This is a genomic window from Paracoccus methylovorus, from assembly GCF_016919705.1.
GTDB lineage: Bacteria > Pseudomonadota > Alphaproteobacteria > Rhodobacterales > Rhodobacteraceae > Paracoccus > Paracoccus methylovorus.
The window spans coordinates 1,824,149-1,850,168 of the sequence record NZ_CP070368.1 but is presented as its reverse complement, the minus strand read 5'-3'; the positions used below and the strand labels follow the sequence as shown (position 1 = coordinate 1,850,168).

General features: G+C 64.1%; 25 protein-coding genes, 1 tRNA gene, 2 pseudogenes and 1 riboswitch. Of the genes and pseudogenes, 18 read left to right on the top strand and 10 right to left on the bottom strand.

What is annotated here, in order from left to right; all coding sequences use genetic code 11:
- Positions 1–13: 13 nt before the first annotated feature.
- A complete protein-coding gene (locus JWJ88_RS09240; RefSeq protein ID WP_205293815.1) occupies positions 14–1,069 on the bottom strand; it encodes a quinoprotein relay system zinc metallohydrolase 2 in 1,056 nt (351 codons plus the stop codon).
- 138 nt (positions 1,070–1,207) lie between these two features.
- Between JWJ88_RS09240 and pqqA the strand changes: the two genes are divergently transcribed.
- The 6 genes from pqqA to JWJ88_RS09210 all read left to right on the top strand — a co-directional run bounded on the left by pqqA (position 1,208) and on the right by JWJ88_RS09210 (position 5,264).
- A complete protein-coding gene (gene pqqA / locus JWJ88_RS09235; RefSeq protein ID WP_024843519.1) occupies positions 1,208–1,300 on the top strand; it encodes a pyrroloquinoline quinone precursor peptide PqqA in 93 nt (30 codons plus the stop codon).
- Positions 1,301–1,365: 65 nt separating this feature from the next.
- Positions 1,366–2,256, top strand: coding sequence for a pyrroloquinoline quinone biosynthesis protein PqqB (gene pqqB, locus JWJ88_RS09230; RefSeq protein ID WP_205293814.1), 891 nt, complete (start codon positions 1,366–1,368; stop codon positions 2,254–2,256).
- Positions 2,253–3,050, top strand: a complete 798-nt coding sequence (pqqC, locus tag JWJ88_RS09225; protein WP_205293813.1) for a pyrroloquinoline-quinone synthase PqqC — start codon at positions 2,253–2,255, stop codon at positions 3,048–3,050. Before pqqB ends, pqqC begins: the two co-directional genes overlap by 4 nt.
- Positions 3,047–3,355 carry a pyrroloquinoline quinone biosynthesis peptide chaperone PqqD gene (gene pqqD / locus JWJ88_RS09220; RefSeq protein ID WP_205293812.1) on the top strand — a complete coding sequence of 103 codons (309 nt, stop codon included), beginning with the start codon at positions 3,047–3,049 and terminating at the stop codon, positions 3,353–3,355. The genes pqqC and pqqD overlap by 4 nt, the downstream gene beginning before the upstream one ends.
- Positions 3,352–4,488, top strand: a complete 1,137-nt coding sequence (pqqE, locus tag JWJ88_RS09215) for a pyrroloquinoline quinone biosynthesis protein PqqE (RefSeq protein WP_205293811.1) — start codon at positions 3,352–3,354, stop codon at positions 4,486–4,488. The genes pqqD and pqqE overlap by 4 nt, the downstream gene beginning before the upstream one ends.
- Positions 4,485–5,264 (top strand): quinoprotein dehydrogenase-associated SoxYZ-like carrier, encoded by a 780-nt coding sequence (locus tag JWJ88_RS09210; protein WP_205293810.1) that lies wholly within the window; start codon positions 4,485–4,487, stop codon positions 5,262–5,264. The genes pqqE and JWJ88_RS09210 overlap by 4 nt, the downstream gene beginning before the upstream one ends.
- On the opposite strand, the gene JWJ88_RS09205 is transcribed toward JWJ88_RS09210, so the two are convergent.
- The 3 genes from JWJ88_RS09205 to JWJ88_RS09195 are packed head-to-tail and all read right to left on the bottom strand — an operon-like array spanning position 5,252 to position 7,611.
- On the bottom strand, positions 5,252–5,842 hold the full coding sequence (locus JWJ88_RS09205; RefSeq protein WP_205293809.1) for an ATP-binding cassette domain-containing protein: 591 nt from the start codon (positions 5,840–5,842) through the stop codon (positions 5,252–5,254). The two genes, JWJ88_RS09210 and JWJ88_RS09205, sit on opposite strands and share 13 nt — an antisense overlap.
- Positions 5,832–6,614: an ABC transporter permease gene (locus tag JWJ88_RS09200; RefSeq protein ID WP_205293808.1), complete on the bottom strand. Its 783-nt coding sequence runs from the start codon at positions 6,612–6,614 to the stop codon at positions 5,832–5,834. The genes JWJ88_RS09205 and JWJ88_RS09200 overlap by 11 nt, the downstream gene beginning before the upstream one ends.
- Before the next feature lie 7 nt (positions 6,615–6,621).
- Complete coding sequence (locus tag JWJ88_RS09195; protein ID WP_205293807.1) at positions 6,622–7,611, bottom strand: ABC transporter substrate-binding protein; 990 nt, start codon at positions 7,609–7,611, stop codon at positions 6,622–6,624.
- Between the two features lie 187 nt (positions 7,612–7,798).
- Between JWJ88_RS09195 and JWJ88_RS09190 the strand changes: the two genes are divergently transcribed.
- From JWJ88_RS09190 to JWJ88_RS09140, 11 genes and pseudogenes are all read left to right on the top strand, one after another.
- Complete coding sequence (locus JWJ88_RS09190; RefSeq protein ID WP_205293806.1) at positions 7,799–8,509, top strand: response regulator; 711 nt, start codon at positions 7,799–7,801, stop codon at positions 8,507–8,509.
- Positions 8,506–9,699 carry an FIST N-terminal domain-containing protein gene (locus tag JWJ88_RS09185; RefSeq protein WP_205293805.1) on the top strand — a complete coding sequence of 398 codons (1,194 nt, stop codon included), beginning with the start codon at positions 8,506–8,508 and terminating at the stop codon, positions 9,697–9,699. The genes JWJ88_RS09190 and JWJ88_RS09185 overlap by 4 nt, the downstream gene beginning before the upstream one ends.
- Before the next feature lie 3 nt (positions 9,700–9,702).
- On the top strand, positions 9,703–11,028 hold the full coding sequence (locus JWJ88_RS09180) for an ATP-binding response regulator (protein ID WP_205293804.1): 1,326 nt from the start codon (positions 9,703–9,705) through the stop codon (positions 11,026–11,028).
- Between the two features lie 84 nt (positions 11,029–11,112).
- Positions 11,113–11,727 carry a hypothetical protein gene (locus JWJ88_RS09175; protein WP_205293803.1) on the top strand — a complete coding sequence of 205 codons (615 nt, stop codon included), beginning with the start codon at positions 11,113–11,115 and terminating at the stop codon, positions 11,725–11,727.
- On the top strand, positions 11,724–12,062 hold the full coding sequence (locus JWJ88_RS09170) for a hypothetical protein (protein WP_205293802.1): 339 nt from the start codon (positions 11,724–11,726) through the stop codon (positions 12,060–12,062). Before JWJ88_RS09175 ends, JWJ88_RS09170 begins: the two co-directional genes overlap by 4 nt.
- A 58-nt stretch (positions 12,063–12,120) precedes the next feature.
- Positions 12,121–12,903, top strand: a complete 783-nt coding sequence (locus JWJ88_RS09165) for an SDR family oxidoreductase (protein ID WP_205293801.1) — start codon at positions 12,121–12,123, stop codon at positions 12,901–12,903.
- A gap of 56 nt (positions 12,904–12,959) precedes the next feature.
- A riboswitch (glycine riboswitch) is annotated at positions 12,960–13,049 on the top strand.
- A 132-nt stretch (positions 13,050–13,181) separates the two neighbouring features.
- The gene (gcvT, locus tag JWJ88_RS09160; protein WP_205293800.1) at positions 13,182–14,294 is read left to right on the top strand and encodes a glycine cleavage system aminomethyltransferase GcvT; all 1,113 of its coding nucleotides are present in this window, start codon (positions 13,182–13,184) and stop codon (positions 14,292–14,294) included.
- A gap of 10 nt (positions 14,295–14,304) precedes the next feature.
- Complete coding sequence (gene gcvH, locus JWJ88_RS09155) at positions 14,305–14,661, top strand: glycine cleavage system protein GcvH (RefSeq protein WP_205293799.1); 357 nt, start codon at positions 14,305–14,307, stop codon at positions 14,659–14,661.
- Positions 14,662–14,879: 218 nt separating this feature from the next.
- Positions 14,880–17,708, top strand: a complete 2,829-nt coding sequence (gene gcvP, locus JWJ88_RS09150; protein WP_205293798.1) for an aminomethyl-transferring glycine dehydrogenase — start codon at positions 14,880–14,882, stop codon at positions 17,706–17,708.
- Positions 17,709–17,837: 129 nt separating this feature from the next.
- Positions 17,838–17,913 (top strand) — tRNA-Ala (locus JWJ88_RS09145).
- Positions 17,914–18,230: 317 nt separating this feature from the next.
- Positions 18,231–19,021 (top strand): annotated as a pseudogene (locus tag JWJ88_RS09140) (transposase); the annotation flags it as partial.
- A gap of 490 nt (positions 19,022–19,511) precedes the next feature.
- On the opposite strand, the gene JWJ88_RS09135 reads toward JWJ88_RS09140, so the two are convergent.
- From JWJ88_RS09135 to JWJ88_RS22145, 4 genes and pseudogenes are all read right to left on the bottom strand, one after another.
- Positions 19,512–20,984, bottom strand: coding sequence for a hypothetical protein (locus JWJ88_RS09135; RefSeq protein ID WP_205293797.1), 1,473 nt, complete (start codon positions 20,982–20,984; stop codon positions 19,512–19,514).
- 170 nt (positions 20,985–21,154) lie between these two features.
- Entirely contained in the window at positions 21,155–21,346 is a 192-nt protein-coding gene (locus JWJ88_RS09130; protein ID WP_205293796.1) for a hypothetical protein, read from the bottom strand.
- Positions 21,347–21,693: 347 nt separating this feature from the next.
- The gene (locus tag JWJ88_RS22150) at positions 21,694–21,921 is read right to left on the bottom strand and encodes an SUMF1/EgtB/PvdO family nonheme iron enzyme (RefSeq protein WP_407673845.1); all 228 of its coding nucleotides are present in this window, start codon (positions 21,919–21,921) and stop codon (positions 21,694–21,696) included.
- Between the two features lie 10 nt (positions 21,922–21,931).
- Positions 21,932–22,387: pseudogene (locus tag JWJ88_RS22145) on the bottom strand (SUMF1/EgtB/PvdO family nonheme iron enzyme); the annotation flags it as partial.
- 743 nt (positions 22,388–23,130) lie between these two features.
- Between JWJ88_RS22145 and JWJ88_RS09110 the strand changes: the two are divergent.
- Positions 23,131–23,580, top strand: coding sequence for a cell wall hydrolase (locus JWJ88_RS09110; RefSeq protein WP_240200223.1), 450 nt, complete (start codon positions 23,131–23,133; stop codon positions 23,578–23,580).
- A gap of 368 nt (positions 23,581–23,948) precedes the next feature.
- On the opposite strand, the gene JWJ88_RS09105 is transcribed toward JWJ88_RS09110, so the two are convergent.
- Together JWJ88_RS09105 and hisD are read right to left on the bottom strand one after the other, a co-directional pair.
- Entirely contained in the window at positions 23,949–24,707 is a 759-nt protein-coding gene (locus tag JWJ88_RS09105; RefSeq protein ID WP_205293792.1) for an SDR family NAD(P)-dependent oxidoreductase, read from the bottom strand.
- A complete protein-coding gene (gene hisD / locus JWJ88_RS09100) occupies positions 24,704–26,014 on the bottom strand; it encodes a histidinol dehydrogenase (RefSeq protein ID WP_205293791.1) in 1,311 nt (436 codons plus the stop codon). The genes JWJ88_RS09105 and hisD overlap by 4 nt, the downstream gene beginning before the upstream one ends.
- Positions 26,015–26,020 lie beyond the last annotated feature (6 nt).

Sequence of the window (26,020 nt, the reverse complement as noted above, 5' to 3'; positions counted from 1 at the left end):
CGGGCGAGGCAATCTATTCCCACTCCAGTTCCGCATAGGCTGCCGAGGCGTTGCGCGCGGTGGTGTCGTGAAAATCGGCCCATCCCTCCGACACCGGCTTCATCGCGGCGACGATGGCCGGAATCGCCCGCGACAGTGGCAGACCGGCAGAGATCGCGTCGCGCGTGGCATCGCGCAGCGCGGTCAGATAGCGGTCTTGGGGGGCGATGGCCTCGTCCCAGCTTTCCGTGACCGGGCCGTGACCGGGCACGATCAGCGCCGGGAGTGGGTCGGGGGGCTGCGCCATCCAGTCGAGCCAGCCCGACAGCGAACCATCCAGCGACGGCGTCAGCCCCAGAAACACCAGATCGCCGGTGAACAGCGTGCCGGTATCGTCGTCCAGTACGGTCATGTCGCTGCCGGTATGGGCCGGGGCCACGGGGGTCAGCACCAGTTTCCGGTCGCCAAGCGACAGCTCTTGCGGGGCGTCGACCGTCTGGTCCACGCGGGCCGCCCTGGTGCCGGCAAAAGCCGCCTCGCCGATCTGCCGGGGGATCGAGGCCATCCAGCTATCCGCCCGCAACGCCACCGCATCGGGCAGGCGGGCATCGGCCACGATGGTCGCGCCGGCCTCGGAAAACACCTCGGCGCCAAGGATGTGGTCGGGGTGCATATGGGTCAGGATCAGATGGCTGATCGGCTTGTCGGTGATCTGACGGATCGCGGCGTAAAGCGCCTCGGCTTCGGCCCGGCTGCCGCCTGCGTCGATGACGGCCACGCTGTCGCCCAGCACAAAGGACAGGTTGGCGATCCGCCCCCGGTTCTGCGGCGAAATCTGCGCCATCGCGCCCTGATGCACTTGAATCCCCGGCGCCACCTCTTGCACGGTCAGGGCGGGCAGTTCGGCGGTTTCGACGCAGCGCGGCCCGTTTCCGGTCAGGTCGGGATGCCGGGCCAGCCAGTCCCGGGCGATGGGTGCGGCGCGAAGTTCGCAATCCTCGCGCGTGGGCGCGTCGCCCGCGGGCAGCAGGCGCGATTGGCACGTGGCGGGCTGGGCCGCCAGACAGGCGGCAAGGACCAGATGGAACATCCGCTTTCCTTTCGCGTCGCAACGCTAACACAAGCCCGCGACCTGGCCATCTACGACTTTTGGCGTGTTGACTGGCTGCGTAAGCGGCTTAGCATCGTTACAGCCGCATTCACGCGGTGGACTCGAGGAGGAGGATATATGGCCTGGACCAAACCTGCACCCAAGGAAATCGCCTGCGGCATGGAGATCAACATGTATGCCCCGGCCGAGGACGAGCCGGTCCTGTTCTAATCGCCGGCGATATTCCCTGACCCGGTCCCCGAATGACGGGGGCCGGGCCTGCCGGAGCCTTTCCCATGCGTATCGTAATTCTAGGCAGCGGCGCTGGCGGCGGTGTGCCCCAGTGGAACTGCGGCTGCCCCAACTGCGAGGCTGCGCGTGCAGGGCGCATTCCCGCCATGAGCCAAAGCGGGATTGCCGTTTCGGCAAACGGTCGGGATTGGGCGCTGATCAATGCCTCGCCCGATCTGCGCCAGCAACTGGCTGTGACCCCGGCATTGCGGCCGGGGGGGCTGCGTGGCTCTCCGATCCGCTCGGTGCTGGTCACGAACGGCGACATCGACCATGTGGCGGGGCTGCTGACCCTGCGTGAGGGGCAGGGGTTCGATCTGTATGCGACGCCCGCCATTCACGCCGTGTTGTCCGCCAACCCGATGCTGTCCGCTCTGGACCCCGGAATCGTTGTCCGGCGCGAGGTTGCGCTGGAGCAAAGCGTCGAGCTTGCACCCGGCCTTGCGGCACGTCTTTTCGCCGTGCCCGGCAAGGTGCCGCTCTATATGGAGGGCGAGCGGGTGGAGACCGATCTGATGGGCGAGCAGACCGTGGGGGTCGAATTGGAGGCCGCCGGCCGGCGTGTCTTTTACATCCCCGGCTGCGCCCTTGTGCCTGATTGGCTGCGCGAACGCGTCGCGGGGGCGGATGCGCTGCTGTTCGACGGCACGCTTTGGACCGATGACGAGATGATCCGCGCCGGTCTGGGGATCAAGTCGGGACGCCGGATGGGTCATGTGCCGGTATCCGGCCCGGACGGCAGTCTCGAGGCATTGCGCGACGTGACCTTGGGCGCCCGCATTTACGTGCATCTGAACAATTCGAACCCGCTGGTCGATCCGGCAAGCCCCGAACGTGCGCAGGCAGCGGCGGCGGGCTGGCAGGTCGGCCATGACGGTATGGAGATCGCGCCATGAAACTTGCCGACCATCGTGCCCAGACACGCGCCGAGTTCCACGAACGTCTGCGGCGCATCGGCGCCGAGCGTTACCATGACCGTCACCCGTTTCATAAACGCCTGCACGGTGGCGAATGCACCCCCGACGAGGTGCGCGCCTGGGTCATCAACCGCTGGCAATACCAGTCGCGCATTCCGATGAAGGATGCGGCCTTCCTGTCCCGCGTCGATGATCCGCAACTGCGCCGCATCTGGCGGTCGCGCATCGAGGATCACGACGGCGGCGTCGATGAGGGCGGCGGCATCCGGCGCTGGCTGGCCTTGGCGCGCGCCGTGGGCCTTGATCCCGATTACGTCGCCAGCGGTGCGGGCGTGATGCCGGCCACCCGCTTTGCCGTCGATGCCTATGTGCGTTTCGTGCGCGACATGCCGCTGCTGGATGCCGTGGCCGCCAGCCTGACCGAGATGTTTGCGCCCAAGATCCATGCCGAGCGTATCGAAGGTCTGCTGAAGCACTATGATTTCGCCGACGACACCAGCCTTGCCTATTTCCGCAAGCGGCTGGCCGAGGCCCCCAAGGACGTGGAGTTCGGCCTGAACTATGTGCTGGACCATGCCGACACGCTGGAAAAACAGGATGCGGCAGCGGCGGCGCTGATCTTCAAGACCGATGTGCTTTGGGCGCAACTTGATGCGCTTTGGCACGGCTATGTGCAGGGCAATATTCCGCACGGCGCCTGGCGCCCGACCGAGGGGCTGCTGGCCGCGGCCATCCCCGAGCCTGCCGGACCCGAGAGGGCGGCGGTTTCATGACCGCGGATCGCATCAGCGGCGCTGCGGTGCCCTATCTGCCGCGGGGGGTGCGGCTGCATGACGACCGCGTGCGCGGCATTCGCGTGCTGCTGGCGCCGGAACGGGTGATCCAGCTTGATCCGGTGGGCCACGCGATCCTGTCCGAACTCGACGGCAAGCGCAGCCTGTCGGACGTGGTGCTGACGCTTTGCACCCGCTACGACGCGCCGGCCGAGCAGATCGAGGGCGACGTGCAGGAATTCCTGCGCGGTCTGATGGACCGGCGCATGGTGTTTCTGAACGATAACCCCGAGGGGGCATCATGAGAGACGATCCCACCCCCCGCGACATCGACGGCAATCCGGTCCGGGTCGGCCTGCCCATGGCGATGCTGGCGGAACTGACGCATCGCTGTCCGCTGGCCTGCCCCTATTGCTCGAACCCGGTGGAGCTGACCAGCATCAGCGCCGAGTTGAAGACGGCGGAATGGGCCGATGTGTTCCGGCAGGCCGCGGATATGGGCGTGCTTCAGGTGCATCTGTCGGGGGGCGAGCCGGCTTCGCGGCGGGATCTGACCGAAATCGCCGCCTCGGCCCGCGATGCCGGGCTATACGTCAACCTCATCACCTCGGGGATCGGGCTGACCGAGGCGCGGCTGCGCGAACTGGACGGCGTGGTCGATCACATCCAGCTTTCCCTGCAAGGCATCGACGCCGAGATGGCTGACTGGATCAGCGGCTATGGCGGCAGTTTCGCGCGCAAGATGCAGGTCGCGGAATGGGTGCGGGCCATCGGCTTTCCGATGACGCTGAACGCCGTGGTTCACCGCCAGAACCTCGACCGCCTGCCCGAGATGATCGATCTGGCCGAGCGGCTGGAATGCCGCCGGATCGAGGTCGCAACCGTTCAGTTCCACGGCTGGGCCGATCTGAACCGCCGTCCGTTGATGCCCACCCAGGATCAGGCGACCCGCGCCCGCCAGGTCGTGGACGAGGCGCGCCGGCGTTTGCACGGACGCATGGTCATCGACTATGTGCCCGCCGACCATCTGGCCGCCTATCCGAAAAGCTGCATGGGCGGCTGGGGCTCGACCGGGCTGAACGTCGCGCCCGATGGCATGGTGCTGCCCTGCCATGCTGCCCAGACCATCAAGGGGCTTGAGTTCGAAAATGTGCGCGATGTGCCCTTGGCCCGGATCTGGCATGACGGCCCGGCCTTCAACGCCTTTCGCGGCACCGCATGGATGCCCGAGCCCTGCGCCTCTTGCGACCGGCGCGAGATCGACTTTGGCGGCTGCCGCTGTCAGGCCATGGCGTTTGCCGGCGATGCGCGGGCGACCGATCCGGTCTGCTCGCTCTCGGATCTGCATGCCCGGCTGCGCGCCACCGCCGAGGCCGAGGCCGCCAGCGATTCGACCGCACTGGTCTATCGCCGCATGACAAGGGAGAAGCGGGGATGAAACGTGCGCTGGTGCTTGCCCTGCTGGCTGTGCCGGTCCTTGGGCTCGGTGCCATGGCAGCCGAGGTGGCGAACCCCATGCAGCCCTCGGCTCTGTGGGAGGACATGCGGCTTGCGGTGATCGGCGTTGACGAGGAACCGCCGGTCGATCCGGCGATCTTCGATCTGGATGCGCCGCCGCGCGCCGACAATCCGGCGCTGGTACCGGTGCGCATCACCCAACCGGCCGGCGCGCCTGCGATCCGTTCGCTGGCTTTGGTGGTCGACGGTAACCCCGCGCCGGTGGCGGCCGAATTCACCTTTGGCGAGGCGCTGATGCCCCTGGATTTCGAGGTCCGGGTCCGGGTCGATACCTATTCCGACCTGCGCGCCATCGCCACGCTGGCGGATGGGCGCAAGGTGATGGCGGGGCGGTTCGTGAAAGCTTCGGGCGGGTGCGCCGCGCCTGCGGGCAAAAGCATGGACGAGGTGCGCGCCACCATGGGCGAGATGCGCTATCGCACGGCGGACGAGGACGGCCGCCGGATCGGCACGCTGATGATCCGGCACCCGAATTTCTCGGGCCTGCAACGCGATCAGCTGACGCTGCTGACCATCCCCGCCGAGTTCATCCAGACGCTTGAGGTGAAACAGGGCGAAACGCCGTTGTTCACCATGGAGGCCGGCATCTCGATCTCGGAAGATCCGGTGTTTCGCTTTGCCCATGCACCGGGCGACGGGCCGGTGACGGTCCATGCCGAGGATACCGACGGCAGGATCTGGGATCAGTCCTTCTGAAGCCGGGCCGGGTTGCCGGTCAGTTGCAGGGCTCGGGCATCCAGCGCCCCGGCTTCGGCGGGATCGTGGGTGACCAGCACAAGCCCCGCGCCGGTGCGCGTCAGCAGTGCGGCGGTCAGCGCCACCATCCGCGCGCCGGTCCCGGCGTCCAGCGAGGCGAAGGGCTCATCCATCAGCAGGATATCGGGGCCCGCTGCAAAGGCGCGGGCCAAGGCCAGTCGCCGCTGTTGGCCCAGAGAAAGCTGGCGGGGAAACTTGCCTTCGTGCCCCGCAAGCCCCACCTGTCCCAGCCAGTCCCGCGCGGTGGCCGCGTCGCAGCCGGTCGGCAGGGTGATATTCGCCACCGCATCGCGCCATGGCAGCAATACCGGCTCTTGAAACACCACGGCAAGACGGTCGGCACCCTCAAGCCGGCCGCGATATTCCCGGTCCAGCCCGGCCAGTATGCGCAGCAGCGTCGATTTTCCGATGCCGGACGGGCCAAGGATGGCCAGTCGTTCCCCGCGCGTGACGGAAAGCGTCAGCGCCCCCAGCACCTCGCGCGCGCCAAAGGATTTGCCGGTCAGGTCAAGCTGCATCCTGCCTCCAGCGGTTGGCGCGCCGTTCCAATGGCCGCAGCAGGAACAGGTCGATGGCCAGCATGACGGCGACAAAGGCCAGCGCCCATGCCAGCACCCCCGTCACATCGAAGCTGGAAAACAACAGGTGGATCTTGAACCCCACGCCGTTCGAGCGGCCCAGAAATTCGACGACCAGCACGATCTTCCAGATCAGCGAGATGCCGGCCCGCGCCGAGGCCGCGATATGCGGTGCAAGCTGCGGCAGCACGACATGGCGCAGCCGGCTGAGGGGAGGCATGCGAAAGGCGCGGGCCATGTCGTCCAGATCGGGGCGCAGCGCCAGCGTACCTTCGCGGATCATCACCGTCACCACGGGGATCTTGTTCAGCGCCACGGCAAGAATTGCCGCGGTCTCGTTCAGGCCGATCCAGATATAGCACAGCACGATCACCACCAGCGCCGGTACGTTCAGCAAGATGATGAGGCCGGGGTTCAGCCATTGATCCGCGCCGCGCGAACGACCCATCCACAACCCCAGCGCCATGCCGACGGCCATTGCCAGCGCAAAGCTTGCGACCACCCGGAACAGGGTCATGCCGGCGTTGAACCACAGCTCTCCGCTGGACCAAAGCCGTGCGATACGCGCCGCGACCTCCCACGGCGGGGGCAGGGTCTGCGGCCGGTCCGTCAGTTGCGAGGCCAGCGTCCAGACAAGCAACATGGCGAGGATCGACAGCACGCCGGGCACAAGGCCCGGACGTAACGAGGGGGGCTTGGGTGTTTCCGTCAATGCGGGGTTACTCCGGCCACCAGAACAGGCCCTCGGGCAGCGTGGCGAGGCCGCCGGTCAGCTCTTCGCCGCCCAGTTCGGCCATGGTGGCGAACATCTGTTGCGCATTGGCCGCATCCACGGGTCCGGGGGCGGGGATACCGGCGCGCCAGCCGGCCTTCAGCGCCTGAAATTCGGCCTCATCGGCGGCCTCCATGAAGGGGCGCAGCTCCTCCCACGCCGCATCGTCGCTGGCCAGCAGGTCCTTGGCCGCGCGCGAGGCACGGGACAGCCCTGCCGCCAGCGCCGGATTGGCCGCGATCCAGTCGTCGCGCAGCACATAGCCCACAAGCGGGGTCGAGGGGTCCAGCCCCAGATCGGCCGCTGCGGTCTGCACCGTCATCAGTTCGCGCATGCCGCGCGCCTTCATCTTGGCCTGAAAATGCCAGAAGTTGATCGCCGCATCGACCTCACCGGTCTCTGCCGCGTTCAGGATCATCGGTGGTGCGCCAAAGACCTGCTGGGCGACATCGGCCAGATCCTCGCCCAGCTTTTCGCGCGACCATGCGCGCAGGATCAGCCAGCTTTTATCGACCGGCCCGCCGGCGATGCCGATCTTCTTGCCCCTCAGATCGGCCAGCGTCTGGGCCGGGCTGTCGCCGCGTACCATCACGCCGCCCACGGCCGTCGAATAGGGCAGAAAGCGAAAGCCCGTCCCGCGCGCCCGCTGTTGCGCGACCCAAAGCCAGTCCGAGACGATGGTATCGACCTCACCCCCCTGCATGGCGACCTGGGTGGCGGGGTTGCCCGCCAGGATCATCGACACCAGCTTGAAGCCGTTGTCGGTGTCGAATCCGCGGTTGTGGATCGTTTGAAGTTCCCAGTTGACGGTGCCGTTCTCCAGCGTGCCGACGCGAATCGTGAGGGGCGTGGCTGGGGACTGGGCGCGTGCGGGCAGAGCCAGCCCGACCAGCGCGGCGGTCCCGGCCAACAAGGTGATTCTGCGGCTGAACGGCATGATAATTTCCCCTTCTGGCCCGGGCAAACTGCCATGGGCCAATAATTTGACCAATACAACCGAAGTCGTAGCCTGAAATCGGTCCCTCGGTCCAATTGGCTTGCGCCGGCGGGCGGCGGTCTTAAGATGGACAGAATAACGGCCGGCACGACAAGCCCGGCCCTGTCGTTTCTTTGGGAGGAGAACGATGGCCTCAGCCGAAACGCGGTCGCAAGACCGCGCCGCATCGCCAAGGCTTTCCGCCGATCGCGTCCGTGAAATCCTGATCGTGGACGACCATCCGCTGATGTGCGACGCGCTGGCCCTGACGCTGAAGATCAGCTTCGGGCTCAGAAATGTACGAACGGCGCGCAGCCTTGCCGCTGCGCAAGAACAGATCCGCAGCCAGGGCGCGCCCGATGCGGTGATCCTGGACCTGAACCTGCCCGATGCAAGGGGCGCCGAGGGGTTGGTGACGCTGCGCCGGCAGATACCGGACGTGCCGATCACCATGATCTCGGCCGATCTGGAAAACGCCATGATCTCGACCGCGATGGCGGCCGGGGCGCAGGGCTATATCAGCAAGTCGCTGGGTCGCGAGGCGCTGGTGGACAGCCTGCGCCGCATGTGGGAGGGCGAGCGGGTGACCCCCGACAGCTACCAGCCCGAGCACGCCGGCGAAGAGGACGCGGCCCGCATCGAACTGGCCCGCCGCTTTTCCACCCTGACGCCGCAGCAGATGAAGATCCTGCGGCTGATCTGCCAGGGCAAGGCGAACAAGGAGATCAGCTATGAGCTGTCCATCGCCGAGGCGACGGTGAAAACCCACATCACCGCGATCATGTCCAAGATCAACGCCCGCCGCCGGACACAGGCGGTTCTGCTGGCCAATAGCGTCAGGCTGTTCGAACCCACATGAGCGGCGCCCCGCCCAAACCCTGGCCCGCCGCGCGGACCGGGACACAGGCCGGGGCGCAGCCGGTCGCCATGCCGCCCGCGCCCGTCGCGCTTTCCGTGCCGGCTGATGGCGCGGATACTGTCCGGCGCATTGCCAGCGCCATGGCGCCCCTTGATCCCGCGCTGGTCCTGCTGTTCGGTATGCCGTCCGAGGGGTTGCCCGCGCTTGGCGCGGCACTGCGCGATGCGCTGGGGCAGGGCTGCCGTATCGTGGGCTGTTCGTCGGTGGGCGAAATCGGTCCGCGCGGCTATTGTGCCCAGACGGTGACGGCGCTTGGCTTTCCTTCGGCCAGCTTCCGGGTGGGGATCTGCGTGCTGCGCGATCAGGCGCTGGTGCCGGTGTCGGAATGGATGTCCACGCTGCGCCGCTTTCAGTCGGATTTCCGCCACGATCTGCGCCGCTCCAGCTTTGGCGTGCTGCTGGCCGATGCGCTGGCCCGGCAAGAGGACGTGCTGACCGCGACCCTCGATGCGGCGATCCCGGGCTTGCCGGTCGTCGGCGGTTCCAGCGCCGAGGGCATGCGCTTTGGGCCGACCTGCCAGATGGTCGATGGGCAGGCGCACTCCGGCGCGGCGCTGTTTTTGCTGATCGAAACCGATCTGGCCGCGGCCGAGGTGTCGTTTTCGCATTTCAGCCCGACCGACAGGCGCGCGGTGGTGACGGCGGCCGACCGCCATAACCGCCTGATCCTGGAACTGAACGGCGAACCGGCGGCGCAGGAATACGCCCGGCTGGCCGGGCTTGCCGTCGAGGCGCTGACGCCGACGGAATTTGCCCGCCACCCCTTGCTGCTGCGCACCGGACGGCGACATCATGTGCGTGCCATACGCGCCATCACGCCGCAGGGCGGCCTGCAGCTTTTGTCGGGGATCGAGGCCGGTAACATCCTGACGCTGGGCCGCGCCATGGACATGACGCGCGGCTTTGCCGATGTGCTGGACGCGTTGCCGCGCCCGCCGCTGATGGTGCTGGGTTTTGACTGCGTGTTGCGGCGGCTGGCGCTGGAGCGGGCGGGCATGGACAGGCAGATGTCGGAACTGTTGACCCGCTATCGCGTCGCCGGCTTCAACACCTATGGCGAACAGCACAGCGGCATGCATGTGAACCAGACCTTTGTCGGCATGGCCCTGATGCCGCCAGAGCCGGGCTGAGCCATGTTTCTTCGTGACGACGATCCCCTCGCACGGCGGGTTGAAAAGCTGACGCGCATCACCGATGTGCTGGTCGAGCGCATCGACCGGCTTGAGGAAAGCCGCGGCTCGGCCTGGTCCATGTTCCAGGCCGCCGTCGCGCTGGAACAAGAGGTAAAGGCCCGCACCCGCGAACTGGAACAGGCGCTGGCCGACCTGTCCGAACGCAACCGGGAACTGGCCGTCGCCCGCGCATCAGCGGAAGAGGCCAACCGCTCCAAGACCCGGTTTCTGCGCGCGGCAAGCCATGATCTGTTGCAGCCGCTTTCCGCCGCCAAGCTGTTCCTGTCGGCGCTGAAGGACACCGAAATGGACGGGTTGCAGCAGGAACTGACCGGCCGCCTGTCGGGCGCATTCGAGTCGGTCGAAGAGCTGATGCATGCCGTGCTGGATATCTCGCGTCTGGACAGCCAGCGTATCGAGTTTCAGCGCAAGCACGTCGATCTGGGCGACATGTTCCGCCGCCTTGCCGTCGAATATGCCCCCATGGCCGAGGCCAAGGGGCTGCGGCTGGAGTTTGCGCCGACCTCGGCGGTGGTGGAAAGCGATCCGACATTTTTGCGCCGGATCGCGCAGAACCTCGTTTCCAATGCGATCAAATACACCGATCGCGGCGGCGTGCTGATCGGCGTGCGCAAGCGCGGCGAGCGGGTATGGCTGGAGATCTATGACACCGGCATCGGCATCGCTGCGCCCGACCGCGCTCGCATTTTCGACGAATTCCAGCGCATCGGGCGCGAGGGCGGCGCCCCCGGCATGGGGCTGGGGCTTTCCATCGTGCGCCGCGCCTGCGCCAAGCTGGGCCACCCCATCGCCATGGACAGCGAGCCGGGGCGCGGCACGGTGTTCCGCGTCAGCCTGCCGCTGGTGGTGCCCGGCGACAAACCCCCCTGTCCCGAATGGGCCGGCCATTGCCCGCATCTGCGCGGCAGGGTGGTGCTGGTGGTCGAAAACGACGATGCCATGCGCCGCGCTTTGCAACTGGTGTTGCAGGACGGGCTGGGCATGGTGGCCCGCGTCTCGGGTGGCATCGCTGAGGCCTTGGCGCAGATGGGCGATGAGCCGCCCGACGTGGTAATCGCCGATTACAACCTCGACAATGGCGATACCGGCCTGCAGGCCATCGCGGCACTGCGCGAGGCGGCGGGTCAGCCCGTGCCGGCCATCGTGGTTTCGGCCCGGCGCGCGCCGGAACTGGGCGGCGCCTGTCAGGCGATGGGGGTTCCGGTGCTGGAAAAGCCCATTCACCCCGAGGATCTGCAAGCCATGTTGCAACATATGCTGGCCTAAGACCAAAGCACGAAACAATGGGCGGCGGGCTTTCGTCCCGCTTGCCGCAGAGGCAGGGTCGCAAACAGGGAAGGAACGACAAGAATGAAACTCTTGCGCAGCCTCGCGTTGATCGGACTGCTTGCCTCGCCGCTATATGCGGGAGAGGCGGGGGATCTGGTCTTTGCCGAACGCGGCCCGTGGGATCTGTCGCAGGGGCCGTTGGTCTGGACCATCGAACAGACCGGCCCTGCGGTTCCGGGGTTTGCGCCGCTTGGCAAGGGCTCGATCTCGCTGGCCGAGATTACCGATCCCAAGGACGGCAAGACGATGCTGGAACTGACCGAAAAGACCGAGCGCATCGATCGCAAGGTCGGCCCTTTTCCGGTTTCTGGCGGCGATCCGGCATTGACCTTTTTTCTGGAGACTACGGCGCTGAACATGGCGGCGCTGACCGGGGGCAGCCCGTTCTATATCCGCAACCGGCTCAAGGAGGCGCTGTTTCGTGGCGGCGAGGTCCAGCGCGAGGGCGAAGAGAGCATCGCGGTCTTCGCGCCCTTCAAGGACGACGAGAACAGCAAGCGCATGGCCGGCTTTGACACGCTGGAACTGCGCTTTACCTTGGGCGATCCCAAACGGCCGATCCGACGGATGCTGGCCGAAACCGGCCCGCTGTCAGACGGGCGGCCGGCTTATCACAGCGAAATGGTGTTGAAATGATCCGGGCAATCTTGACGGCAGCTCTGTTGCTTACGGCCGGTATGGCCGGGGCGCAGGCGGTGAATGACTATCCGACCAGCGCGCGGGCCGATTACGTGTTCGTCTGCATGGCGACGAACGGCCAGACCCGCGAGATGCTGGACCGATGCAGTTGCGCCATCGACCAGATCGCCGAGATCCTGTCCTATGACGATTATGTGCGCGCCGAGACGGTGCTGGCCATGCGCCAGACACCGGGTGAACGCGCGGGCATCTTTCGGCAGGGTATCGCCGTCAACGACATGGTCGCCAATTTCCGCCGCGCCGAGGCCGAGGCCGAAATCCTCTGCTTCTGAACTGGACAAACCGGGTGGGGCGCGCTTCCTTGGCGGCAATGCTGAACAGGAGGAAGCTATGGATCTGGGCATCAGGGGCAAGAAGGGTCTTGTCTGCGCCGCATCGAAAGGTCTGGGCCGGGCCTGCGCCGAAGCGCTGGCCGAGGCCGGGGTCGATCTGGTCATCAATGCCCGCGGCGCCGAGACGCTGAAGGCCACCGCCGAAGAGATCGCGGCGAAACACGGTGTCTTGGTCACGCCGGTTGCTGCCGACATCACCACCGAAGACGGTCGCGCCGCCGTGCTGGAGGCCTTGGGGGGGCAGGCGGATATTCTGGTCAACAATGCTGGTGGCCCGCCGCCCGGAACATGGACCGACTGGTCGCGCGACGATTTCATCAAGGCCATCGACGCCAACATGCTGACCGCCATCGCGCTGATGCAGGCGCTGGTGCCGGGCATGACGCAGTGCGGCTGGGGCAGGGTCGTGAACATCACCTCGCAATCGGTGCGCTCGCCCATCGCGGTGCTGGGACTTTCGAACACGGCGCGGGCCGGGCTGACCGGCTTTGTCGCCGGCATGTCGCGGCAGGTGGCGCCGCAAGGGGTGGTGGTGAACAACCTGCTGCCCGGCATCCATGCCACTGCCCGCGCCGACAGCCTTGATTCGGGGGTGGCCAAGGCCGAGGGCATCGATCTCGACGAAGCCCGCCGCCGGCGCGAGGCGACCATCCCGACCCGCAGCTATGGCCGGCCCGAGGATTTCGGCGCCGCCTGTGCGTTCCTTTGCAGCCAGCAGGCGCGCTTTATCATCGGCCAGAACCTGTTGCTGGACGGCGGGGCGCTGAACGTCTCGATCTGAGAATGCGCGGGCGGCAGAAGGGTCTTGCCAGAATGTTGCCGCCCGGCTACGACGAAAGGCGGAAATCGGGAGAAACTGGCCTCGCGCCAGGGCCGAAGGAGCAACCGCCCCGGGAATCTCTCAGGCAAAGGGACCGTTTTCCGCTGAACGCTCTGGAGAGAGGCGGCACCCGCTGCCCGCCGAAGGGATAACGATCTCAGGCGCCCCGTTTCGGGGCAGGGACAGAGGGGGGCATCGCAGCGGCCGGATTGGTCCGTCCGCAGACAAGGGGGATGCCTATGGCCGAGTTTCGGCGCACGAAGCTTTATGACCTGCACGTCGCGCGCGGCGCGAAGATGGTGCCCTTTGCCGGCTGGGACATGCCGGTGCAATATCCGATGGGCGTGCTGAACGAGCATCTGCATACCCGCGCCCACGCCGGGCTGTTCGATGTCAGCCACATGGGGCAGGTCATCCTGCGCGGGCCGGACGTGGCCGAGGCGCTGGAGACGCTTGTGTCCGCCGATATCCTTGGGCTGGCCCAGGGACGCCAGCGTTACGGGCTGTTCACCAATGCCGAGGGCGGCATCCTTGACGACCTGATGATCGCCAACAAGGGTGACCATCTGTTTCTGGTGGTGAACGCCGCCTGTGCCGAGCAGGACATCGCGCATCTGCGCCAGTTGGAACGCGCAGGCATTTCGGTCGAACCGGTGACGGATCGCGGCCTGCTGGCCCTGCAAGGCCCCGAGGCCGAAGCCGTGCTGGCGCGGCTGGTCCCCGGTGCCCCGGCAATGAAATTCATGGACGTGGCCGAGTTCGACTGGCAAGGCGCAACGCTGTGGGTCAGCCGCTCGGGCTATACCGGCGAGGATGGGTTCGAGATCTCGATCCCCGAGGCGCAGGTGGTGGCCTTTGCCGAGGCGCTGCTGGTCCAGCCGGAGGTCGCGCCCATCGGGCTGGGCGCCCGCGACAGCCTGCGGCTGGAGGCTGGCATGCCGCTTTACGGTCATGACATGGATGCCTCGACGCATCCGGGCGAGGCCGGGTTGGGCTGGTCCATCCCGAAAGCGCGCCGCATGGGCGGCGTGCGGGCAGGCGGTTTTCCCGGCGCGGAAGTCATTTTGCCGGAACTGGCCGAAGGCTCCGCTCGCAGCCGCTTGGGTCTGCGCCCCGAGGGTCGTGCACCGATCCGCGAGGGCGTGGCGATTTTCGACGCACCCGAGGGTGGCGCGGCTTTGGGCACCGTCTGCTCGGGCGGGTTCGGCCCCTCGGTCGGCGGGCCGGTCGCCATGGCGATCCTGCCGGCGGGGCTGACCCCCGGTGCGACGGTCTGGGCCGAATTGCGCGGCAAGCGCCTGCCCGTGACGATTACCCCGCTTCCTTTCCATCAACCAAGCTACAGGCGCTGAGAGGCCAGGCATGCTGAGATACACCGAAGACCACGAATGGCTGAAACAGGACGGCGACGAGATCGTCGTCGGCATTACCGCCCATGCCAGCGAGCAATTGGGCGATGTCGTATTCATCGAGCTGCCCGAGGTGGGCCGCGAAGTCGAGCAGGGCGAGGAGATCGTGGTGATCGAATCGGTCAAGGCTGCCTCGGACATCACCGCACCGATCGCCGGGGTGATCACCGCGGTCAACGAGGCGCTGCCCGACAGCCCTGGCGCGGTGAACGAGGATCCGATGGCGGCATGGTTCTTTCGCATCAAGGCGTCCTCGGTCGATTTGTCCGGTTTCATGGACGAGGCGGCCTATAACGCGCTGATTGGTTGATACTGCCGGGCCTTTGGCCCGGCGGACGCCGGGGGTGCTTCGCCCCCCGGACCCCCCGAGGGTATTTGGACAACGAAGAAGTCCGGAAGGGGAAGCGGAGCGGTTGCGCGAGGGGCTGATCCGGGCCTTTCGACTGTGGCCGGCCGGAGAAGAACGCGGTGCGCGGCGGTTTTGCCTTGCGCGTCCGAGACAGAAATCATGATGCATCGAGGCCAGTGATGGGTAAATGGACCGCGACCGACTATAATCCCGACGATTTTGCCAATCGCCGTCACATCGGGCCTTCTCCGGCAGAGATGGAGGCGATGCTGAAGGTTGTGGGGGCGGGGACGCTGGATGATCTGATCGGCCAGACCGTGCCGGCGAGCATTCGGCAGTCGCAACCTCTGGACTGGCCGGCCCTTTCCGAAGCCGCGTTGTTGCAGCGCATGCGCGAGGTCGCCGCGAAGAACCGCGTCATGACCAGCTTGATCGGGCAGGGCTATTACGGCACCGTGACGCCCCCTGCGATCCAGCGCAACATTCTGGAAAACCCCGCCTGGTATACCGCCTATACCCCCTATCAGCCCGAGATCGCCCAGGGGCGGCTTGAGGCCTTGCTGAACTTCCAGACCATGGTTGCCGATCTGACCGGGTTGCCGGTGGCCAATGCCAGTCTGCTGGACGAGGCGACGGCGGCGGCCGAGGCCATGGCCATGGCGCAGCGCGTGGCCAAGTCCAAGACCAAAGCGTTCTTCGTCAGCGACAACATGCATCCGCAGACCGTCGCGGTGATCGAGACCCGCGCCGAGCCCCTGGGGATCGAGATCATTCGCGGCAAGGAATGCGATCCCACGCAGGTGTTCGGGGCGATCTTCCAGTATCCCGGCACTTTCGGCGAGATCCGCGACTATTCGAACGAAATCGCGGCGCTGCATGCGCAGGGCGCGGTGGCGATCATGGCAACCGACCTGCTGGCGCTTTGCGTGCTGAAAGAGCCGGGGGCGATGGGCGCCGATATCGCCATCGGCTCGGCGCAGCGGTTTGGTGTGCCGATGGGCTATGGCGGCCCGCATGCCGGCTTCATGGCCTGCCGTGATGAGATGAAACGCGCCATGCCGGGGCGGATCGTCGGCGTTTCCATCGATGCCAAGGGTAACCGGGCCTACCGCCTGTCGTTGCAAACCCGAGAGCAACATATCCGGCGTGAGAAGGCGACCTCGAACGTCTGCACCGCGCAGGCGCTGCTGGCGGTGATGGCGAGCTTTTATGCGGTGTTCCATGGGCCCGTGGGGTTGCGCGCGATTGCCCAGCGGGTGCATCTGAACGCGGCCACGCTGGCAGACGCCCTGCGCGCCGCCGGGGCCGAGGTGGAAACCGCCGCATTCTTCGACACGATCACCGTGCGCGTCGGCGTAGGTCAAGCTGGTATTATGGCCGCTGCCCGGCACCGCGGCGTCAATCTGCGCAAGGTCGGGCGCGACCGGGTCGGCATCTCGGTCGACGAGACCACGGATGCGGATGTGATTACGCGGGTGCTGGACGCATTCGGCATCTCTGACACAGCCGAACCCGCTGTTGCCCCGGCAATCCCCGAGGCGCTGATCCGCGAAAGCGACTATCTGACCCATCCGGTCTTTCATATGAACCGGGCGGAATCCGAGATGATGCGCTATATGCGCCGCTTGTCGGATCGCGATCTGGCGCTGGACCGGGCCATGATCCCGCTGGGCTCTTGCACGATGAAGCTGAACGCGGCGGCCGAGATGATGCCGATCACTTGGCCGGAATTCGGTGCGCTGCATCCCTTTGCGCCCGAGGATCAAGCCGCCGGCTACCACGAGGTTTTCGCCGACCTGACCGACAAGCTTTGCGCGATCACCGGCTATGATGCGTTCTCGTTGCAGCCCAACAGCGGCGCGCAGGGGGAATATGCCGGGCTTTTGACCATCGCCGCCTATCACAAGTCGCGGGGCGAGGATCGCGACATCTGCCTGATCCCCGTCAGCGCCCACGGCACCAACCCGGCCAGCGCGCAGATGGCAGGCATGAAGGTCGTGGTGGTGAAATCGGCGCCGAACGGCGATATCGACCTTGAGGACTTTGCCGATAAGGCGGCCAAGGCCGGCGACAAGCTGGCTGCGGTGATGATCACCTATCCCTCGACCCATGGCGTGTTCGAGGACACGGTTCGCGATGTCTGCCGCATTACCCACGAACATGGCGGGCAGGTCTATATCGACGGCGCCAACATGAACGCGCTGGTCGGGCTGGTGCAGCCGGGTGAGATCGGCGGCGACGTCAGCCACCTGAACCTGCACAAAACCTTCGCCATCCCGCATGGCGGCGGCGGTCCCGGCATGGGACCGATCGGGGTCAAGGCGCATCTGGCGCCCTTCCTGCCTGCCGATCCACGCGAAGGGGCCGGCGCGGTTTCCGCGGCACCTTGGGGCTCGGCCTCGATCCTGCTGATCTCCTGGGCCTATATCCTGATGATGGGCGGTGCGGGGCTGACGCAAGCGACCCGTGTTGCGATCCTGAACGCGAACTATATCGCAAGCCGTCTGGCCGGGGCCTATCCGGTCCTGTTCATGGGCAATCGCGGGCGCGTCGCACATGAATGCATCCTGGATACCCGGCCCTTCCAGGAGCATGGCGTGACTGTGGACGATATTGCCAAACGGTTGATCGACAACGGCTTCCACGCACCGACCATGAGCTGGCCCGTGGCCGGCACCCTGATGGTCGAGCCGACCGAATCAGAGACAAAGGCGGAAATAGATCGCCTGATCATCGCCTTCCTCGCCATCCGGGACGAGATCACCGAGATTGCCGAAGGCAGGATCGGCGCCGAGGCCAGCCCGCTGCGCCATGCGCCGCATACGGTCGAGGATCTGGTTGCCGATTGGGACCGCGGCTATTCGCGCGAGCAGGGGTGCTTTCCGCCGGGTGCCTTCCGGGTGGACAAATACTGGCCTCCGGTCGGGCGTGTGGACAACGCCTATGGGGACCGCAACCTGATCTGCACCTGCCCGCCGCTGGAGGACTATGCCGAGGCGGCCGAGTAAGCCGCGCCTTGCCCCGCCGATGTTTCGGCGGGGTTATTGGGGTGCGATAAATGGCATGCAGAAAGCTGTGGATGGGGGCCGCTGGGCCCCTTGACAAGACAGAACAGGTGCGCGAGATAGCACGCCGATGGGGCCGTAGCTCAGTTGGTAGAGCGCATCGTTCGCAATGATGAGGTCAGGGGTTCGATTCCCCTCGGCTCCACCAAGTTTTCTCATAAAATAATGTTTTTGCAATATTTTCTGTAGGCGACTTATCCCGTCCCGCACTTGTCCCATTATCAAGACGAAGCGGGCCGTGTTTCTGATCTTGGCGGGGCAGAGATGGTTCCCCGCTAGACTGGGTGATGCCTTCATAAAAATGCGCGTGCCGGAAGTGGATTACATCCATGATGGTGCAACCGGTTGCAAATCTTCAGGATCAAGATTTTGGGAGGTTGATCGGACTCGCGATCCGTATCCTTCCTTGGAGACGGTGACTGGCTTGGTACGCTGGTGATATAGCGGAGCAGACCATCTTCAAAAGTGAAGGCACGACTGACCGAGGAACAGCTCATCAGCATTCCGCAGGCGCATGAGGCGGGGGCGAAGTGCGCCCGTCTGTGCCGCAAGCACAAGATGTCGGAAGGCACGTTTTATGCTTGGAACGCGAAATATTGTGGGATCACGGTATCTGAGGCCAAGAGGCTGCGGACGCTGGAGGACAAGAACCTCAAGCTGAAGAAGCTCTTGGCCGAGCGGATGCTGGATCGGGCGGCGATGAAGGAGCCGCTGTCAAAAAACTGGTAACGCCGGCCGTAAAGTGCGAAGCGGTCGCGCATCTGAAGGCCCTGTTCGCGCTGTCGGAATGACGGGTGCGCCGGATTGCCGGTGCGGATCGGAAGATGGTGCGTTACCAGTCGCAACGCCCGCCGGAAACGGCGCTCTGTGGTCGGCTTCGTGATCTTGCCAATGAACGGCGCCGGTTCGGATATCGGCGGCTGTTCATCCTGCTGTGTCGGAAAGGCGAGCCGTCCGGGATCAACCGGATATATCGTTTGTATCGCGGGGAGGGGCTGACGGTGTGCAAGCGCAAAGCTCGCCGCAAAGCCCTCGGCACCCGTGTCTCGATCCTGATGGAGGCCCGCGCTAACGCAAGCTGGTCACTGGATTTCGTGCATGACCAGTTTGCCTGTCGGCGGCGGTTCCGGATCCTGAACGTAGTCGATGACGTCACCTGCGAGTGTTTGGGAGCGATCCCGGACACATCCATCTCCGGCCACCGTGTCGCGCGAAAGCTGACGTTGTTGATCGAGTGGAGGGGCTGGCCGGCCATGGGCGGCCGATGACAACACTGAGCGACCCCACTTGGGCTACCAGACGCCCACCGGGTTAGCCCTGCACCTGACCCCGACCCACTGCGCGAGATGGAAGCTCCGTGCGCCGGGCGATTGCTCAACCCACGCCAACCGGCGTAAATGACCGAAAGGGGTCGAGGCTGGATGAAGGACCCATGGCGGGTCAGTTTCGGACGGCCACGGCGCCGCCACGGTGGCCAATCGCATCACTTTGATGATACCGACATTGGGATACACATCGTGTGCTCTTTGAGCTTTGTGCGATTGGTATAAAGAAAGTCTGGATCGACCCGGATCCGGCCTTGTAAGTCCCAAGGTGAAGAGCTGCTGTTTTACAGATCGTGATTAAGCTAACTCATTCTCTTCGAGTCGGTGATTGATCGGTCCAATAGAGGCTATTTTCGCCTCATGTCTCATGCCTACACCGGGCGCAGGAAGCAAAACTCTCTTTTCCTGTCTCGCTTGGCGATTATGTCGTTTCGTGTGTGATGGGCCAAGGCCATTCGTAATAGGGATCACTGACCCGCCAGCCCTTGCCATAACGGGCCTGAAGAAATTTCTCTGGCTGCGCGGGCGAGGGGTAAGGCTTGTCATGCAGATGCACTGTGCTGGTCGGCAAAACGACCTCGCGGTCAACAGGGCGAAACATCTCATACCCCATTAACACGTTGATCTGGCCTTCACTTTCCCAGCACGGGAAAAGATCAACGGGGCCATGAGGGCCTCGGATCAGGAAATTGATCGCCTTATCGCTGAGCTCGCAGATATAGCCGCGCGCGGTCAGCGCCTTGGCAAGGTCATAGCGCCTTTTCAGCATTTCTTCTCGGCTGGTCGAGCCATCGTGATAGAGAATGTCCACATCATCATCATGCGCCAGAAAGCTGTTTTCCCGAACTGCACCCAAAAGGCTGCCGTAGCACAGAACCGGCGTCACGCCGCAGTCGCGAAGGATCGGGAAAACCGCGTCCAGCATTTTCAGGTAACGCGCTTTTTCGCGTACAAGCCTTGGCTCTTGAATGAAATGCTTGCTGGCCACGATGGTGATTGGCTGCTGCGTCCTCTGAGTGAGAAGGCGGTTCACCTCGACCATAACAGTCTGCAACTTTTGCGACGAGGACAGCAAAATACCCAATGGGTCAAACGCGATTGTCCGGGCGCGCCGATCGTTGCCCAATATCTGGATCATCGCCTCGGCTGCAATACGGATCTCATAGTGAGAGAGCGGTCCTTTATGACCATAAAGCGGCAGGAACGAGAGCAAAGTGATTGGGTCGAAACGGATGCCGGGCTGGTCCAGCCTGGCAATGATGGCTGCCCGAATGCGCTCGACCAAATTCTGAAGTTCTGCTTGGGTCACTTGCCCTGAAGGCAGCGGGACACCGATCTGGATGCAGATGGCGTTCAGGGCGTCCAACAACTGCTTGGGGTCGAAATTGCGCGCAGCAAATACCAATTGGCCGTTTGCATAGCCACGCAAGGCCAGATGGCGACTGGCGCGACCGGGATGATTGCGACGGTTGGCCAGACGCAGTTCAGAAATATAGACGGCTTTCTTCAGCTGAATCGTCAGGCTCGGGCGCATCTCTTTGACCGCTTGAATGCCTTTCCCGGTAAGAAGACTATTGCGCAACTGATCCGACGAGGAGGCGTCGGGTTGAGAGGTCAGCGCGACAGTATCCACGATCTCTCGCAGAGGAATCTGTTTGCCTTTCCGTCCCACCAAGGTCAGCTGTGGAAATGTATAGGACCGTGGCTCTGGCACATCGAGATAGAGTTCGATCCGGCGCAGATTGGTTTCGACCAAGAAGCTTTTGTGCAGATGCGCGGTGGGACCAAAGACACCGAACCCCGGCAAGATCCGATATGCAAGGTCTATCATCGCGCAGGGAATCCCAGCCGTGCTGTCCGTCCTTTGAGCGGCAATAAGCTTCCCCAGCCGCATCCGGTATGTTCCTGCAGATCGCGGTGCTGCAAGTGCCCGGCATGCGCTCAGGATAGACCACCTCGCACTGCGGGCAGAGGAAATCAAACTTACCTTCCCGGCCGCTGCCCATGCAGAAGGCATCGACGTGATGCGACTCCATATCCTCAGCCTTCTGCTCTTAGCTTTCTTCATGAACGACTCCACAGCCAGCACGTCCGGCGCATCGGCGGCGCGGCCCAAAGCGCGGTAGCTTGCTGCTTCCACGCGTCCCGGTGGGTGCGCCCTTCGTCCAGCGCCTCGCGTTCGCGGGTCAGCATGGTTTCCTTGATTCTTGCCCGCAATTTCGGGATCTCACTCCAGATAAAATCCTTGTCCGACATGCGTCCAATCAATCCGAAAGCCCTCAAAGACAAACTCTTACCGCCGCAGGTATCGCACTCAACCCCTGGACAGGTGATGAGATCCAGCCAGTGCCTATGTCGCCATGGATCGGACATCAGCCCGCTTTTGTCCATGACCGGACGGTCGACTGTCCGATTTTTTCTCCATTTCCCAGATAGCGGTCAGAGGCAGGCAAGGTCACAGCGGCAAGGGATCGTGGCCTTGGGCATGACAGCTGATAAAAAGGGTATGGGACCGGGCGCATACCCCAATGAGGCATTGGCAGTATCACCCCAGCCCAGAAAACTGAAAAAGCTGGCGTGAACTCCAGGTTCCACCAGACAGGTCAGGCAACGGCGGACCACACCAGCCTGAATCCCATGTGAGCGGTCGAGGCGTCGGGTTCGTTAAAGGTTTGCGCTGCGACCCTGTACCGGTTGCACCAGGAATCTTGGCAAAGGCATGAGCCGCCCTTGATGACCTTTTGCCGGCCCCACCGACTGATGCCCGGTCCCCGGGCAACCGTTTTCTTGCGGGTTCGCACGCCAACTGTCGGCGGTCCATTCCCACACATTCCCCACAGCGTTCCATAGCCCATAGCCATTGGGTGCGTAGCTTTTTACGGGTGCTGTGATCAGGTAGCCGTCTTCGGCGGAATTCAGGGTCGGGAAATCCCCTTGCCAGATATTGCACCGATGCTTTCCGTCGGGGGTCAGATCATCGCCCCATGGGAACCGTTTACCCTTCAGACCGCCGCGCGCCGCCTTTTCCCATTCGGCTTCGCTGGGAAGACGCCTGCCCACCTACGCGGCATAGGCCTGCGCATCGTTCCACGACACATGGACCACCGGATGATCGCCACGGCCCTCAAGCGATGATCCTGCGCCTTTGGGAAGTCTCCAGTTCGCACATTTCAGAGCGCCACACCAAGGGGCGGCGGGGACGCTTCGGCGGAGGATGTCGCTGCGTGCCCTTGGCGCCGTTGTAATTGTCCGAGACGACGGAGTGACTTCCCCGCCCGGGCAGGTCGATGATGCCATGGGGCAGGCTGGTTTTGCGGCAGAACCGTGCCAAGCATCGGGGTTTGTCGTGCCGCAGATTAGCAGGCCATCCAGCGCATAAGAGGCCAGATCCTCAAGCGTCCGCTGCTCGATCACCGGGTCCCGCCGGTAGAGGACACAAGAGGCGTCAACCCGTTCGCCCGCGCCTTGGCCTCGAAGATCTGCGCCACGTTCGAGAAGAAGCGGTTGTCATAGAGCGGCAGCAAAGCCCGATCACCCCCGACTTGGCGTTGCGCAATCCCTTGGCCTGCCGATTTGCCGAATAATCCAGATCCAAGGCCAGAGATCGTATGATCTGGGTGGTCTTTTCGCTGATGCGGCGGGGCTTCCAACTGCCATTCAGGACGGCACTGACGGTCGAGGGGGACAATCCGGACTTCTGGGAAGGATCATAGATCGTAAGCTTTTTTGCCTGAAGAATCTGATACCGGTGCTGTTCTGAACCCGATTGCCTGTCGGGAATATGGCACGAGCCTGCCAGCCCAGTCTTTGGGAAGCAACATTTCGCTGCGTTAGCCGCCGGCGGGTTCCGGCCCGGTTGGGGTTGTGCCTTGCGGGGCGCAGGGGTGCGTACATGCGGGCACGGTGTTGATGCGGCGCTCAGCCTCCTGTTAAGCATTCCTTCAACGACAACAAACCTATCCGAGCAGCAGGAAGAGCAGACAATGAAAATTCCGTCCCCGAAGTGGCGGTTCGCCGTCCTTTTCGCCGCGGCGTCCCTGATGTTGGCAGGCTGTTCGTTGACCCGTCGGCACAGCGAATTGGAGTGCATGGAGCGGGCGATGTATTTCGAATCCAATCGCTCCAGCAGGGACGGCATGATTGCTGTCGGCAGCGTGGTCATGAACCGCGTCCGATCCGACCAATATCCCAACACGGTCTGTGGCGTTGTCGGACAGAAAGGGCAGTTCGCCCAAGGCATCATGACCCGCCGGATGGATACGAAAGGGTCGCCGCTGATCCGCGAGGCCGCAAAAAGCGTCTTGCGCGGTGAGCGTCATCCCCTGATCGGGAACGCGACGTTCTTTCATACTGCAGGATACAGGTTCTCCTATGACAACATGCACTATGTTCTGGTGACGGGCGGAAACGCCTTTTACGAGAAACGCAAGAACTACCTTGTGACCCAGCCAGTTCCTCCGCGAGCTATCGAGGGAATTACCGGCCGGTAGACAGCGGACCACCGTGATGGCCCAAGCGGGATCACGGTGGCCGTGTGGAAAGTTGACGCCCCTTAGGCGAAGCGTAGGACCGCCTTGATCGTCCGTCCCTTTTCGCTGTCTTCAAGGGCTTGGTCGATCTGGTCGAAGTCATAAAATGTGATCAGCTTGTCAAAGGGGAAACGTCCCTGCTTGTACAGCTCGACCAGGCTGGGATGAGCAGATCGGGGGCCTGCATTGCGCAGCCTGACTCTATGAAACAGCGATGTTGCGTCAAGCCGGATGCGATTTGCCGGGGCAGGTCATGGCATATGCCCGCAGGCTGGTGGGGAAAGCGGGCGACTCCCGGCGCTTGGGAAAAGCCCGCTTTGCGTGTGGGATTATTCGGCCGTCCAGCCTCCATCCAGCAGGATAGAGCTGCCGGTCATCAACGACGAGGCGTCCGAGGAAAGGTAAAGTGCGGCACCGACGATGTCGTCCACCTGGCCCAGACGCCCGATCTTGATCATGCGCTTGCAATGTTCGCCAAAGGCCGGATCTTCGAAATAGGGCTTGGTCAGCGGCGTCTCGATGAAGGTGGGGCAGATCGTATTGATGCGGATCCCAAGGGGCGCGACTTCGATGGCCGTCGCCTTGGTCAGCCCTTCGATGCCCCATTTCGTCGCGCAATAGACCGAGCGGTTCTCGGCGCCGATATGGCCCATTTGCGAAGACATGTTGATGATGCTGCCGCCCCGGCCCAATTCTTTCATGCGCCGTGTCACAGCCTGAAGGGCGAAAAACGCCGCACGCAGGTTCAGGCCGGTGATACGATCGAAGTCCTCCTCGGTCACCTCCATCTGGGGTTGCGGCTTGTTGGTCCCGGCGTTGTTGACGAATATGTCAAGCTGATCCAGCCCATCGACCAGCGCCCGAAAGGCCGCGACATCGGTCACGTCACAGGAAATCGCCCGCGCTTTCAGCCCCGCGCCGGTCAGTTCCGCCTCGACGGCGGCGATTTCGTCCATGCTGCGGGCACAAAGGACCACCTCGGCGCCGGCTTGTGCATAGACATCGGCGATGGCCTTGCCGATCCCGCGACCCGCGCCGGTAATCAGCGCCGTGCGGCCCGACAAGGAAAAACTGGGCATTGGAGTCATTCGGCGGCCTCCCCATAAGCGATGTTTTGGCCGCCATAGCGGCGAACGCGGATATTGGCTTGCTCGGCATGGCCGACAAAACCTTCCAGCAGGCACAGGCGCGAGCAATAACGGCCGATATCGGCGGCCGCCTCGTCGGTCAGCACGCGCTGATAGGTATGTGTCTTGATGAACTTCCCGACCCACAAACCGCCGGTATAGCGCCCGGCCTTGCGGGTCGGCAGTGTGTGGTTGGTCCCGATCACCTTGTCGCCATTCGCAACATGGGTGCGTGGGCCAAGAAACAGCGCGCCATAGCTGGTCATGTTTTCAAGATACCAATCGTCCCGGTCCGTCATGACCTGAACATGTTCCGAGGCGATGTCGTTTGCGACTTGCAGCATTTCCTCATGCGTGTCGCAGAGGATGATTTCGCCGTAATCTTCCCACGACTTGCGGGCGGTTCCGGCGGTCGGCAGGATCGCAAGCAGCCGCTCGATCTCTGCTGCGGTCGCTTGGGCAAGTTGGGCAGAGTTGGTCAAAAGCACGGCGGGCGAGTTGTAGCCATGCTCGGCCTGTCCCAGCAGGTCGGTTGCGCAAAGCTCGCCATCCACGGTGTCATCGGCAATGACCATGGTTTCCGTCGGGCCGGCAAACAGGTCGATGCCGACGCGCCCGAACAGTTGACGTTTGGCCTCGGCGACGAAGGCGTTGCCGGGGCCGACCAGCATATCGACGGGCGCGATGGTTTCGGTGCCAAGGGCCATGGCGCCGATCGCCTGGATGCCGCCAAACACATAGATCTCATGTGCACCGGCGAAGTGCATGGCGGCGATCACCGCAGCGTTGGGTTTGCCCTGAAAGGGCGGGGTTGCGGCGATGATGCGCGGGACACCGGCGACGGCTGCCGTCAGCACCGACATATGCGCCGAGGCGACCATCGGGAACTTGCCGCCCGGGACATAGCAGCCCACCGCCTGCACCGGGATGTGCTTGTGGCCAAGGATGACGCCCGGCAACGTCTCGACCTCGACATCCCGCATCGAGTCGCGCTGCACCTGCGCAAAGTTGCGAACCTGCGCTTGCGCGAACTTGATATCCTCGATCTCGCGCGGGGTCAGTGTCGCGATCAGTTCCTGGATCTGTTCAGGGGACAGGCGAAAGCTTTCCGGGGTGTAGCCGTCGAATTTCGCGGCCATGTCGCGCACGGCCGCATCGCCGCGCGCGGCGATATCGGCCAGTGCGGCCTCGACCGTCTCGCGGGTCTGGCGGTCGTCTTCGGCCCGCGCGCTGTCGCTGCGGCCGCGTTTCAGATAGGTGATTGCCATCGCTCG

Coding starts and splice junctions, on each gene's coding strand:
- JWJ88_RS09185 (WP_205293805.1), top strand. CDS start 8,506: ATGAGCGGCGCCCCGCCCAAACCCTGGCCCGCCGCGCGGACCGGGACA.
- JWJ88_RS09180 (WP_205293804.1), top strand. CDS start 9,703: ATGTTTCTTCGTGACGACGATCCCCTCGCACGGCGGGTTGAAAAGCTG.
- pqqD (WP_205293812.1), top strand. CDS start 3,047: ATGACCGCGGATCGCATCAGCGGCGCTGCGGTGCCCTATCTGCCGCGG.
- JWJ88_RS09130 (WP_205293796.1), bottom strand. CDS start 21,346: ATGTCGGACAAGGATTTTATCTGGAGTGAGATCCCGAAATTGCGGGCA.
- JWJ88_RS09240 (WP_205293815.1), bottom strand. CDS start 1,069: ATGTTCCATCTGGTCCTTGCCGCCTGTCTGGCGGCCCAGCCCGCCACG.
- gcvP (WP_205293798.1), top strand. CDS start 14,880: ATGGGTAAATGGACCGCGACCGACTATAATCCCGACGATTTTGCCAAT.
- pqqA (WP_024843519.1), top strand. CDS start 1,208: ATGGCCTGGACCAAACCTGCACCCAAGGAAATCGCCTGCGGCATGGAG.
- JWJ88_RS09135 (WP_205293797.1), bottom strand. CDS start 20,984: ATGCGGCTGGGGAAGCTTATTGCCGCTCAAAGGACGGACAGCACGGCT.
- gcvT (WP_205293800.1), top strand. CDS start 13,182: ATGGCCGAGTTTCGGCGCACGAAGCTTTATGACCTGCACGTCGCGCGC.
- gcvH (WP_205293799.1), top strand. CDS start 14,305: ATGCTGAGATACACCGAAGACCACGAATGGCTGAAACAGGACGGCGAC.
- JWJ88_RS09105 (WP_205293792.1), bottom strand. CDS start 24,707: ATGACTCCAATGCCCAGTTTTTCCTTGTCGGGCCGCACGGCGCTGATT.
- pqqB (WP_205293814.1), top strand. CDS start 1,366: ATGCGTATCGTAATTCTAGGCAGCGGCGCTGGCGGCGGTGTGCCCCAG.
- JWJ88_RS09165 (WP_205293801.1), top strand. CDS start 12,121: ATGGATCTGGGCATCAGGGGCAAGAAGGGTCTTGTCTGCGCCGCATCG.
- hisD (WP_205293791.1), bottom strand. CDS start 26,014: ATGGCAATCACCTATCTGAAACGCGGCCGCAGCGACAGCGCGCGGGCC.
- JWJ88_RS09210 (WP_205293810.1), top strand. CDS start 4,485: ATGAAACGTGCGCTGGTGCTTGCCCTGCTGGCTGTGCCGGTCCTTGGG.
- JWJ88_RS09170 (WP_205293802.1), top strand. CDS start 11,724: ATGATCCGGGCAATCTTGACGGCAGCTCTGTTGCTTACGGCCGGTATG.
- pqqE (WP_205293811.1), top strand. CDS start 3,352: ATGAGAGACGATCCCACCCCCCGCGACATCGACGGCAATCCGGTCCGG.
- JWJ88_RS09195 (WP_205293807.1), bottom strand. CDS start 7,611: ATGCCGTTCAGCCGCAGAATCACCTTGTTGGCCGGGACCGCCGCGCTG.
- pqqC (WP_205293813.1), top strand. CDS start 2,253: ATGAAACTTGCCGACCATCGTGCCCAGACACGCGCCGAGTTCCACGAA.
- JWJ88_RS09110 (WP_240200223.1), top strand. CDS start 23,131: ATGTTGGCAGGCTGTTCGTTGACCCGTCGGCACAGCGAATTGGAGTGC.
- JWJ88_RS22150 (WP_407673845.1), bottom strand. CDS start 21,921: ATGTGTGGGAATGGACCGCCGACAGTTGGCGTGCGAACCCGCAAGAAA.
- JWJ88_RS09205 (WP_205293809.1), bottom strand. CDS start 5,842: ATGCAGCTTGACCTGACCGGCAAATCCTTTGGCGCGCGCGAGGTGCTG.
- JWJ88_RS09190 (WP_205293806.1), top strand. CDS start 7,799: ATGGCCTCAGCCGAAACGCGGTCGCAAGACCGCGCCGCATCGCCAAGG.
- JWJ88_RS09175 (WP_205293803.1), top strand. CDS start 11,113: ATGAAACTCTTGCGCAGCCTCGCGTTGATCGGACTGCTTGCCTCGCCG.